The 13,512-nt window shown below is 59.3% G+C and carries 3 pseudogenes; all 3 read right to left on the bottom strand.

The window, feature by feature from the left end:
• Positions 1-36: 36 nt before the first annotated feature.
• Positions 37-312: pseudogene (locus AB1S50_RS19515) on the bottom strand (acyl carrier protein); the annotation flags it as partial.
• 62 nt (positions 313-374) lie between these two features.
• Positions 375-1,950 (bottom strand): annotated as a pseudogene (locus AB1S50_RS19510) (amino acid adenylation domain-containing protein); the annotation flags it as partial.
• Between the two features lie 102 nt (positions 1,951-2,052).
• Positions 2,053-13,371 (bottom strand): annotated as a pseudogene (locus AB1S50_RS11480) (amino acid adenylation domain-containing protein); the annotation flags it as partial.
• Between the last annotated feature and the right edge of the window lie 141 nt (positions 13,372-13,512).

Here is a 13,512-nt window from a genome sequence, read left to right as displayed (position 1 = left end):
GGGTCGCGCTATCAGAGAATTGCGACTGAGGGCCGCTTACAAATCAAATTCGTCCAAATCCCAATCGACGGCTTCCGACAGACGACGGATTTCCTCTTGGGTTTCACCCTGTTCGGCCTTGTCGTCGATAAACGCGGCCATTTCACCCACAGTGGGTAGGCGGAACACATCGGGAAGTGCGATCGTCACATCGAGACGCTGCTTGATCTGCGTCACCACTTTCATTGCCAGCAGAGAGTGCCCGCCCAGTTGAAAAAAGGAATCCGCGGTGCCAATTTCGTCTTCGGGCAAACCCAGCAGCTCCGACCAGATTTCGACCAACGCCACTTCACTGTCCGTGTCGGGCGCCACATATTCATTGGTGCGCATGGCGCTCATATCCGGCGCTGGCAATGCACTGCGATCCACTTTGCCATTGGCGTTGAGAGGCAGGGCGTCCAGAATGACGTAGGCCGACGGCCGCATGTAATCGGGCAATACGCCCTGCAGATGCTCCATGAGCTGTCGGCGAAGCTCGGCATCGGTATACTCCGACACCTCCTCCGAATCCGCCGGTTCGCGCACAATATAGGCCACCAACCGCTGTTCCACCGCATCGTCCTGACGCACAACGGCCAGGGACTGGGCCACCAGTTGGTGCCGATTGATGTGTTGCTCGATTTCGCCGGGTTCGATACGGAAACCACGGATTTTTGCCTGAAAATCACTGCGCCCCACATAGCGCAACTGACCCTTATCGCACCCTTGCACAAGCTCCAGCTTCACCCGGTCACCGGTGCGGTAGAGTCGCTCTCCAGGGGTGTTGGCAAATGGATTGGGAACGAAGCACCGGGCGGTTTCGCCGGCGCGGTGGAAATACCCCTGCGCCAGTCCCACACCCGCCACGCACAGTTCGCCCGCAACACCGGGCGCAACCAGTTTTCCCTCTTGATCCAATACCAACAGCTGATGGTTATCCACCGGTGTGCCCAGGTCCGCGTAATCTTCTCCCGATACCTGGTGCAAAGCGACAGCACCGGCGCTGACATCAGCAGCCATTTCCGTAGACCCGTAAACATTCCAAAGGTCTGCATTGGGGAAGCACTGCGCGAACGCTTCCCGGGCAGGTGGCTGCAGAGCCTCGCCACTGCAATAAACTGCACGCATGGCCCCAGCCCGCAATCCCCCCGTGTGCATTATGCTGTTGAGCAGAGAGGGGACCAGCGTGATACGACTGACGGGCCAGCGGTTCAGGGCGCGATGAAGACCCGGAACATTCTTGACATCGATATCGGACAGCATCACCAGGGGCAGGCCCAAGCTCAACGGCTGAAAGAATTCCGCCACATGGTCCACAAAGCCAATGCGGGTCTTTTGGCAGAAGACATCGTCGCTACTGATATCCTGGGTTTGCGACCACCAATCGAGGCGATTGCGCAGGCTTGCGTGGGAGAGCAGCACACCCTTGGGCCTACCCGTGGAGCCCGAGGTGTACAGCACGCAGGCCGGCTGCGACGGCGCAACCTCCACACTTAGGCGGCCACAGCCAGTGGCCGACAAGCTGTCCTCCCAGGATTCATCCATGTTGACAACCGGGGCATCGCCCAGAGACAACTGGGGAAGAGTCTGGGTTTCCAGCAAAATCAGTTCGACGCGGGCATCGCGGAGAATATGCTGATTTCTCGCCTCCGGATGATCCGGATCGATGGGAACATAAGCCGCCCCGCTTTTTAGTACCGCCAACATGGCAATCAGCAATTTGGGCGAGCGGGTAAGGCAGAGTCCGACTCTGCTCTGACTCCCTACACCCTGGGCCTGCAGGCGCTGTGCCCATTCATTGGCGATCTGATCGAGGACACCGTAACTCAAGTGGTAGGGATTCCACACCAGTGCAGTGGCGTCGGGACGCCGTTGCGCATGCTCTTCCACCAAAGTGTGAATGCCGGTCGGAAGTGAAGAAGAAGGGCGCATCGCCGCCTTGGGCAACAGAGAAAGTACCGATTCCGGGGTCACCGGACTGATGTCCTGCACACGGCGCTGGTTATCGGTCTCCATCTGTTGTAGCAGTGCGTCCAGCGCCTCTAACACATAACTGCACAGGCGTTCCGGCGCAACCGCTGCAACACTGATTGCGTCCAGGCTGAAATCCTCGCCCCAGTCACTGACGGACAGCGATATGGGGTAATTGTTTTTTTCATCCCCACCGAGTCCGCGCACCGCCGACGTCTCCGTTGCCTCGCTATCGGGTTCGGCCACCCGGCGCGAATGGCGATAATTCAGCAGTGCACTGAACAGCGGCACATTGTCGCGCACGCCGGCGCTGCGCTGCGCCAGGGAGAGGGATGTCAGTTCATATTCCAGCAGGGATCTGAGAGACACATCGATTTGCGCGATAAACTCCTCGACGGAACCGTAGATCCTGACGCGCAGAGGCAGGGTGTTGATAAACAGTCCCAGCATGCGATCCGCACCGGGGATATTCTGCAGGCGCCCGGATAACACAGTGCCAAAGACCACATCATCTCGCCCACAGGTGGCGCCGACCACCAGGGCCCAGGCCGCATGGAAAAGCGTCGCCGGGCTGACCTGATAGCTGCGAGCCACTGCGCGGATACGCAGAGCGTCGGAAGTCTCCAGCTCCCGGTGATATCGCTTCAGTCCGAGACCATCGCCATGTACATTGTGCTGGTCGAAGGGATAGCAGGGCTCAGTCACATCACCGAGCTGCTGGCGGAAATAGGCCGCGGCATCCTGGGTTCTACCCCGCATCTGTGTATAGGCAACGAATTCCCGATAGGGTACCGGCTCCGGCAGGTCACTGCCTTTGCCGGCTACAAAAGCCGACATCTCCGCGCGCAGCATCGCATCGCCCACATGGTCCGAAATAATATGGTGAAACTGCAAAAGAATATAATGCTGATGGCGGCGTTCATCACTGACAATCAGCACGCGCAGTAGGGGGGCATCCCGCAACACCATGGGCGGCAATTGTGCGCGCAGATAGGCGGGCGTAATCGCGGCGCCGTCTCCGGTATAGGTATGCCGGTGCACCGGCAGGGGGCATTGACGCAGGACCACTTGCAGGGCTTCGGGCAACTCCTCATGGACAATCGCAGTGCGGAGAATATCGTGCCGGTCCACCACCTGCTGCAGAGCCCACAGCATACGGTCGAGCATCTCCTCCTCTTCCACGACAAATGTCTTGTCGATCAGGAAGGGATCGGCTTGGGGATTCATCAAATGGTGAAAGAGGATGCCCTCCTGTAAGGGCGCCAGGGGGTAGATGTCCTGTATATTCTCTGCGCCACCGGGTATCCGTTCACATATCCCGGCTATATCGGCTTCCCCCAGGGTTACCAGCGGCAGCATGTCGGGGGTAATGTGCTGGCAGCGATCGGGAATGCCATTGGCCGGCGCACTGAATTGTTCAGTCGGTTCAAGCTGCTCCAGTGCCGCAGCGAGGTCCTTCAGCCGCGGATTGTCCATAATCAGGCGCACGGATGTGTCGACACCCTGTTGCTGCAATTGGGCATGCAGGGACATCACCAGCAGCGAATGCCCCCCGAGCGCAAAGAAATTGTCGTCTATGCCGATTGCCGCCGGGTCCCGCCCCAGGAGCTCCGCCCACAGCGCCGCCAGTTGCCGTTCCATGGCCGTCTCCGGAGCCCTGTAGGCTTCCGCGTTTTGCAGGTCCGCGGCCTGGGCCTGCAAGGCCTTGCGGTCCACCTTATCATTGGCGGTCAGTGGCAGTTGGGCGACAAGCTCGATATGGTTTGGCAGCGCGTGATCCGGCAGGCGCCGGCGCAGCTGCTGCGCCAGCGATGCAGCGCTGCTGTCGGTGTCCGTCACCACCGCAAAAGCCACTAGCTGCACGCTGCCACGGCTATCCGCGACAGCGACCGCGGCGGCCGCGGCAACGCAATCGCATTGCTGTAATTGCTGCTCCACTTCGCCCAGTTCGATACGAAATCCCCGGACTTTAATTTGCTGATCGGAGCGCCCCACAAAACTCAGGGTAGCCCCCCTTTTCGCCGTCGCCATTTTGACCAGGTCACCGGTCCGGTAGAGGCGCTCCCCCGCCGTTTGTGCAAATGGGTTGGGCAGGAAATGCTCCGCGGTCAGAGCGGCGCGCCCCCAGTAACCCCGGGCCAGTCCCCCACCGGCGAGATAGAGTTCCCCTTCGGCACCTATGGGCACCTGCTGCAGATCCGCGTCCAGCACATAGGCGCTGACATTTTCGATCGGTGTCCCTATGTGCAACTGCTCCTGCCGGGTCGATACTTCCGCACAGGTCGCCACCACCGTATTCTCAGTGGGCCCGTAGGCATTAAATACCCGGCACCTATGTGCCCAACGCTTCAGGCGCGACAAGGCGGGACTCTCGCCACCGACGGTGAGGGTTTCCAGGGCCACTGCATCCCGTGGGTCCAGGAGCGCCAACAGTGCCGGCGGGAAAAATGCATAGGTGATGGATTGCCGCCTCAGCAAATCACCCAGAGCCGGAAGCGAGCGGGACTGCTCCAGGTCCGGCAACACCAGGATACCGCCGGACAACAGAGTCATGCCCCAGTCCCAGGTGGCCGCATCGAAACTGAAGGAGGCAAACTGAAGGCTGCGGCTGCGCTCGTTCAGCTGATAATGAGCGCGTTGAAAGTGGCACAGGTTGTACAGACTTCGGTGGCTGACCACGACGCCTTTTGGCTGCCCGGTGCTGCCCGAGGTGTAAATCATATAGGCGGCGTTGTCGGGGTGCGAACTGGGCCGATGCCGGGCCTGCCCGGGTTCACAGGGAAGCTCCAGGTCGAGGTTCAGTTTCGGCACCTCCACCGTCGCCAGAGTTTTGGCACTCTGCCCATCGACCACACACAGAGCCGCCTGGCTGTCCCCGATCATATAGGCCAGACGGGAGCTGGGATATTGCGGATCCATGGGCACATACGCAGCGCCACAGCGCAAAGTGGCCAAAATCGCCACCAGCATCGAAGGAGTTCGAGGGAGGCACAGGGCCACGCGGGATTCCGGTGCAATACCACATAGGGCCATGGCTTTGGCCAGCGCTTCAACCCGATCATCGAGTTCGGCGTAAGTCAGGTGCTGGCCACCCGCCACCAGTGCCACAGCGTCGGCCCTGCACTCCCTGTGGACGGCGACACCCAGGTGTACAAACGGCGCAGTGGTATTAGGCAGACGCGCCGCCGTGTCGTTGAACAGGGCCAGCTGCCGACGCTCCCCCTCCGGCAGGCTCAACAGTTGCGAAACCGATGCCTCACCCTGTGCCGTCACCAGGTTATCGACAATCTGTGTCAGGGTGCCCAGCAGCAGGCCCACCACCCGTTCAGCGCCGATGCTTTGCGGCAGCTGGGCGTGCACGCTGAAATCATCCGACCAGTCACTGACCGACAACTCGAATGGGTAGTTGGTTTTGCCATCGGCGCCCAGATTGCGAACTGTGGCTTTCTCCCCTTCCCCCCCAGGGAGCGCCTGCCCGCACCGGGAGTGGCGGTAATTGAGCAGGGCACTGAACAGCGGCACATCGTTGCTGACACTGGAGTGGCTCAGAGCTTCCGTCAGCGGGGTCAGTTCGTAGTCCAGCAGTGCCTTGAGTTTGAGATCGGTGTCCCGCAGGGCGTCGCGGACGCTGAGGCCGCGCAGGTCAATCCTGACCGGCAATGTGTTCATCACCAGACCCACCAGCCGCTCAATACCGGGAGCCCCCTGGAGACGCCCGGACAGGACTGTGCCGAAAACCACATCCTGGCGGCCGCTGCAGGCCCCCACTACCCTGGCCCAGGCCAGGTGAAAAATACTCGCTGGGCTCATATTCATGGACCGGCACAGGGCCCGAATTTGTCTGGCCACCGAGTCGGGAAGCTGCACCTGAGCGCGCTCCAAAGTCTCGTCGACGGTGTGCACGTCACCCAGCCCGAAAGGCAGCGTCGGCCCGTCGACATCACCCAGTTGGGTGCGAAAGTAGTCTGCCGCCGCAGATTTATCCACCATTGCCAAAGTGTGGGCTATGTAGGGGCGATAGCGGGGCGGCGACTCCAGGGATGTGCCGTGACCCGCGGCGATCATATCGATCTCACGGCGGATGATGGCACTGCCCACATGGTCGCAAATCAGATGGTGGGTCTGCTGATAGACATAGCAGGGGCCCCTGTCGGCCACAGTAACGAGGAATACCCGCATAAGTGGCGCCCGCGTGACATCCAGCGGCGCTAAACCCCGCTTCCAGGCCTCCAGCTGCTGATCCGGGTCCTCCGCCTCCGGCAGGCGGACTCTGGTCACTTGCAGGCTGGCCCGGCGCAGCAGCACCTGTACCGGCTGTGCCAGTCCTTCGCTCAGCACGGCAGTGCGCAAACTGTCGTGACGGTCGATCACCATCTGCATCGCGGCCAGCCGCGCTTCAATCTGCCGCTGGTCCTCCATCAGCAGTATTGTGCCTATGACATAGGGGTCCCTGGACGGGTCCAGCAAGTGGTGAAACAACACCCCCTGCTGCAGTGGCGCCAGGGGATAGATATCCTCTATATTGCCGGCCCCACCTTCGACGCTCTGGCAGATGCGGTCGATTTTCGCCTGCGACAGTAAAACCAGATTCAGCATTCCGGGTGTGATTTGCTCACTGCCCGGAGGAATGGCATTTACCGGTGTGTCGCTCTCCCCCCGGATCTCCAGCGGATCGATCAGCGCCGCCATTTCGCGCAGCGAATGCGCCGCGACCAGGGCACCGACCGAAGCGGAATAGCCTTGCTGCTGCAGGCGCCCAAGCAGGCCCACAATCAACAGTGAGTGGCCTCCCAAGGCAAAAAAGTTGGCCTCTACGCTGATCGACTCTGGTGTCAGCTCCAAGAGGTCAGACCAGATTGCTACCAGCCTGTGTTCGTCCTCACTTTCCGGGGCCACATATTCCGTGGCTGCAAAGGCGTCGATGTCGGGAGCCGGCAGCGATGCCCGGTCAATTTTGCCGCTGGGTGTGCGCGGCAGTTCGGCCAGGGTGACATAGGCCGCAGGAACCATATAGCCTGGCAGTTGTGCACTCAGGTGGGCCACCATGGCGGCCTGTGTGGGCAGCGTCGTGCCACACACATAAGCCACCAGGCGCGTGTCCCCGAGGCGGTCGCAGCGGGCGTCCACCACCGCCCCGCTCACCCCATCCAGCAACAGCAATTGATGTTCGATTTCACCCAGCTCAATACGGAGTCCCCGTACCTTGACCTGCTGATCAACCCGACCCACAAACAGCAGCAAACCGTCATCGAGGCGCCTGACCAGATCGCCGGTGCGGTAGAGCCGCTCCCCTGCCCCGGTGGCCAGAGGATGGGGAACAAATTTCTCCGCTGTCGCGCGGCCACTGGCGTGATAAGCACGCGCCAGTGCTCTGCCGCCGATATAGAGTTCACCGATTGTCCCCTGGGGCAACAACTGGCCACTGCGGCCCAGTACATAACACTCCAGGTTCGGTAACGGCCGCCCGATGGGCACACCGGTACTTTGTTGCCGCCATGGTGCCGGATCGACCGCCTCCTCCCGAATAGGGAAGACGCTAGTGCCCACCGTCGCCTCGGTGGGGCCGTATTCGTTGATAAACAGTACATCGGGCAGGCGGCGACGCCAGTGGTCGAGGGTTTGCTGCGACAACGGCTCTCCCGCTACCACCACCACATGCCGCACCCCCTCATTGCGGGTGACCGGATCCAGGGCCGCAACGCCCTGCAGGTGGGTGGGTGTCACTTTGAACAGCAAGGCTTCCCGGGCGTAGAGCAGATCCTCCGCCAGATGACGAAACAGCGATTCATCCTCCGGCCAGAGTTTCACGAAACGACCCGCACACAGGGGAACATACAGCGACTGTACGGTGGCATCGAAAGCCAGCGGTGAACTGACGACGCCCCCCGCTATACCCTCGTGAAGAAATGTCGCAGCTGCGCCCTGAAGAAAGTTGGACACACTCCTGTGGCTCACCACAACACCCTTGGGCAGGCCGGTGGAACCGGAGGTATAAATAATATAGGCCGGGTGCTCTGGGGATAATCCCAGGGTTTCGGCCACCGGATTGGCGGCATCACAGGCGGCCAGTCGCGCCGTCGCGGCGGGCTCATCGAGACATAACAACGCCTCTCCACCCAGCGGCAGGCGGTCTTTAAACGTCGATTCGGTGATTATCCAGTGCGCACCACTGTGCCCGAGCATATGGGCCAGTCTCGCCCGGGGATATTCCGGATCCAACGGCACATAGGCGGCACCGGACTTGAGGACCGCCAGGAGCGCCACCATGGCATTGACCGAGCGACCGAGGCAAAGGCCAACCCTTGCTTCCGGAACCACGCCCTGGTCTATCAGAAAATGGGCAAGCCGGTTTGCGCGGGCATTGAGTTCCGCGTAACTCAACCGCTGCCAGTGTCCCTCGCCACCGGGCGCCAGGGCGGCGATCTTGTCGGGGGTCCTCTGTACCTGTTGCTCAAACAACTGGTGGATTAGCTTGTCGCAGACACTGTCCAGGGGGTTGCGCCCCCACTGGCACTGGTCGTGGACCTCCGGCTCCGCCACTACACTTATCTGGCCAACCGGCATCGGGGATTTTGTCTCGATGCCAGTGAGCAGTGCATCCAGCGCCTGTACCGTATAATCAATCAATCGCCCGGCATCCACTCCCAGGGCATTGGCTTTCAAATAAAAACCGTCGCCCCGGTCACTGACCGCGAGACTGAATGGGTAATTGGTGCGCCCGGCATCGCTGTCGATACCCTGAATCGCATGGGACTCCTTCCCTGTATCCGCTGTATCCCCCGCGCTGTGGCGATAGTTGAGCAAGGCGCTGAAAAGCGGTACATCTCCGGCCACACCACTGGATGCCTGAGCCAGTGTCAACGCTGTCTGCTCGTATTCCAACAGACACCTCACCTCGCGATTTACCTGCTCCACGAACGCCAGTGCCGTGCCGGTGATATCCAACCGCAACGGCAGGGTGTTCATAAACAGCCCCAGTGTCCGCTGTTGCTCACTCCCGACGTGCATACGCCCGGACAAAACAGTCCCGAACACCACCGAGTGGCGATCGCAACAGGCGCCGACCACCAGCGCCCAGGCGGCGTGAAATAAAGTTGCCGGGCTACAGGACAGTTCGCTGGCCAGCTGCCGGGTGCGCCTGGCCAGCACCCCGTCCAGTTCTTGCTGGGCGCGTCTGAGCGCATCCGACTGATGGTGGATATCGGTCAGGCCAAAGGGCAAGCAGGGTTCATCTATGTCCCCCAAACGCTGCCGAAAATACACCCGGGCATCCTGGCTGTTGGCCCGTGCCAGAGCAGTTGCCACATAATCGGCAAAGCGGCCCGCCGGAGGCATTTGTGCCTCCAGTCCCGCCAGCACCGCCTCCACTTCCTGCCACAAGACCTCATTGCCCACATGATCGGCGACGATATGGTGGGAACGAAAATGGCATAAATAGGCACCATCAGTGATTTCCGCCACCACTATCTGGGGAATCGGCGCCCGCGATAGCGCAATGGGCGGCAGCTGGGATTTCATCAGCTGACGCGCATCATCCAGAGCCATATCCCGTGTCTCACTGATCTTTATCACTGTGAGCCGGGCACGGCGCAAGACCACCTGCAATGGGCGCTCAAGCCCCCGGTGAACAATCGCCGTGCGGAGAATATCGTGGCGCTCGACCACCCTGGACAGGGCCTCCAGCATAGCTTCCAGCAGACCTTGACTGGCAACCCGGAAGGTCTTGTCCAACACATAGGGGTCGCGTTCGGGATTCACCAGGTGATGAAAAAATATCCCCTCCTGCAATGGCAGCAACGGATAAATATTTTGAATATTTTGACTGCCCCCCTCTATCTGATCGACCACAGTGTCGATTTCCGCCTGCGTAAGCTCAATGAGCGGCAGCAGCCCGGGGTGTATCCGCTCACAGCCATCCGGTAAATCCGCGCTGCCTTCGACAGTCTCGTCCGCGCTGCCGGAGGAGGTTTCCAGATGTGTGGCCAACTCGGCGAGCTTGCCGCTGTCGAACACAGCGCGGATCCCCACCTGCCAGCCGTGATCCTGCAAACCGGCAACAAGCTTCATTACCAGCAGGGAATGGCCACCCAGAGCGAAAAAATTTGCCTCGCGGCTGATCTCCTGCGGGGGTAAATCCAGCAATTCCGCCCATAGCTGCACCAGTATCCTTTCCCTTTCACCCTCCGGCGCTTCGTATTCCACTTCGCCAAAAGCGGCTACATCCGGGTCCGGGAGCCTCTGCCGGTCCACCTTGCCACTCGGTGTCAGCGGCAGAGCCCGCAGCGACACAAATGCCGAGGGCAGCATGTAACCCGGCAGTTGTGTTTTTAGTATCGCCTTGAGCACATCGATATCGATCCCGGCACCCTCAGTGGGCACCAGGTAGGCCAGCAAGCGGGCATCCTCCCCCGACCTGCGGCATATCACAACTGCATCGTGTATACCCTCCTGCTCGCGGAGGATCGCCTCGATCTCACCCAGTTCGATCCGGTATCCACGGATTTTTATCTGGTTGTCGGTGCGGCCGGCAAAGGCCAGTACGGGCAGGCTTTCCGAAGTGGTGTACACATAGCGCACCAGGTCACCGGTCTTATACAGGCGCGCGTCTGGCTCATCGACAAACGGGTTCGCTATAAAACGTTCGCGGGTCAAGTCGGGGCGATTGAGATACTCCCGCGCCAGTCCCGCCCCGCCGATATACAATTCACCGACAGCACCCAGAGGTACTGGCTCTAACCAGGGGTCCAGCACATAAAAAGTCACATTGCCCAGAGGGCGGCCAATGGGAACGAAACCACCGCAATTTGGCCAGGGCGCCTGGGTTTGATTCAGATCGGTCCGCACCGGGTAGATGCAACTACCGACAGTCGCCTCCGTGGGCCCGTATTCGTTAATAAATGTGGCGGAGGGCAACAGCGACTGCCATCGCCGCAGTGTGGATTCGGGAAAAGGCTCTCCGGCCACCACCACTACATGCCTGGCCGCCGGGCTCTGTTCCACAAAAGGTTGTGCCAGAGCACCCTGCAAGTGACTCGGCGTCAGTTTGAAAAGTAGCGCATGCTCGTCGTCCAGCAGATAATCCGTCAGGGCGGGCAATAACTCATCGCCCTCGGGCAGTAATTCGACAAAACGGCCGGCACACAGTGGCAGGTACAGAGATTGTACAGTCGCATCAAAGGCCAAAGGAGAGCTGACAACAGCGCCTTTGATGTCATCCTTAATGAAGGCCTCCATCGCCGTGGCTACGAAATTGCACAGGCTGTGATGTTCAACCACCACGCCTTTGGGGCGACCGGTGGAACCGGAAGTGTAGATTATGTAAGCCGCACGGTGAGGGTTCAGCCCCAGCGCCTGCGGGTCGGGATTTGTCTCCGGTGCAGCACTCAGGGCCTCCCGGGTCGGACTGTCATCCAGGCAGAGTAGCCGAGCACCCATTTCCGGCACCGATTCAGCCACCGCTCGAGTACTGATAATGACTTCTACACCGGCATCCTCCACCATGTAGCTCAAACGCTCCGCGGGATACTCCGGATCCAGGGGTATATAGGCCGCACCCGCTTTCATAATACCCAGCAAACTCACCATAGTTTCCAGAGAGCGCCGGATACTAAGCCCTATAAAATCCCCCCGTGTGATTCCCTCGGCGATCAAATGGTGCGCCAATTGGTTGGCCCGACTATTCAACTGGGCAAAACTTAGGGAGCGATCCTCATAGATTACAGCGGTCGCGTCGGGCGTAAGTGCCACTTGCTGCTCAATCCATTGATGCAGACAATCTCCCTGGGGATACTGTTGTTGAGTCTGATTGCACTTTACCAGCAATAACTCCCGCTCTTCCGCATTGAGCATATGAACCTGGTCTATTCCCCTGGCCGACGGCACCTCCAGTTCACCGCACAGACTCTCCAGTAAACAGCCATAGTTACGGGCCATACGGGCGATCGTATCGTCATTGAACAAGTCGTCCTGATAGCTCCAGTGAATAGCGAGCCGATCCCCAATCTCAATCAGGTGCAATGCCAGATCGAAACGAATATTGACGCCCTCGTGAACGCCTTGCGAACCCTCATCGACGCTTAGCCCATCCAGCCCGTCACTGTTCTGCACCACGAACAAAATTTGGAACAGCGGATTGTACTGGCGATTGCGCTCCGGCCGCAGGGCCTCCACCAGCATTTCGAAGGGAGTGTGCTGATAGGCAAATGCGTCGAGAATAACCCGCTTGTTGCGCGTCAATAACTGCTCAAAACTCGGGTTGCCACTGAGATCGGTCCGCAGTACGAGCGTATTGATAAAAAAACCGATCAGGCCCTCCAGGTCACGGTGAGTACGCCCCGCTGTGGGGGTCCCGATAACCACATCCTGTGCGCCGCTGAAGCGCCCGACAAACAGTGCAAACGCTGTCTCGAGAAACATAAACAACGTCAGCCCCTGCAGCTCGCACTGACGCTTGATATTTGCAGTCAGCTCCGGTTCGAGCAGGTGGGAAAATATTCTGCCGCTATAGCGCTGTTGCTCCGGCCGTGGATTGTCCAGCGGTAGATTGTGGACTTCGGGCAGATTCTGGAGCTGCCCAGTCCAGTAGGCCATCTGTTTATCGAGAGTTTCTCCCTCCAACCAACTGCGCTGCCACGCCGCATAATCGGCATACTGATAGGTAGGGGCAGGCAGTGGATTTTCCTGCTGTGTGGAAAATGCCTGATATAAGGCTGTTAATTCCCGGGCGAAAATTGAAGAAGACCATCCATCGCTGGCAATGTGGTGAGTCGTGTATAAGATTAATTGACGTTGCTGGGACAAATGCAATAGTTGCACCCGCAGCATTAGATCCTCCGCCAGGTCAAACGGAGTTTGCGCGTCTTTGAGCTTTAACTGACGGATTAAATTGGCAGCCGTGGCCTCGTTAAGTGTTGCCAGATCGTGCTGCTGCACCGGCATCTCGAATTCCTCAGCCATCACCTGGTAGGGCACACCGCGGTCTGTCTTGATGCGCGTGCGGAGGATTTCGTGGCGCTGCATCAGGCATTCCAATGCACGCCTGAAAGCGCCCTCGTCAAAGCATCCCTCCAGCATCAGCTGGCCTTGAATAATATATTGCAGACTTCCCTCCAGCTGATCGATAAACCAGAGGCGCTGTTGTGCAAATGACAAGGGCAGAGGTTGACTTCGTGATACAGGACGCAATGGGGGAAGTACAAAGCGGTCCTGAGCCTTGTCCAGAGACTGGATATAGTGTTTTATTTCATTTTTGTGTTGAACAATGGTTTTCTTCAGCTCATCGCTGATAGAGCCTTTTTTAACCCGATAGGCTAGCTTCTCGTTTTTGAAATAAAAATGTACACCTTGCTCGCTCGCTGCAAGCAAAATTTCTTCAACACTCATGCAAGTGTCCCCAACACTTTATTGTATGCCCTGGCTGGCTGATTACGATAGAGGCTTAAGGAACCTCTGATTAAGTCAGTACTGTCTCAGCGGAGCCTGTGGCACCGCTTGGCAAGGCGCTGCGCGAAGGTCAAGGCTGGT

Source organism: Microbulbifer discodermiae (assembly GCF_040742695.1).
In the GTDB taxonomy this organism is placed as follows: Bacteria; Pseudomonadota; Gammaproteobacteria; order Pseudomonadales; family Cellvibrionaceae; genus Microbulbifer.
Note: the sequence above shows the minus strand (reverse complement) of the source record. Positions and strands in the feature narration are given on the sequence as shown.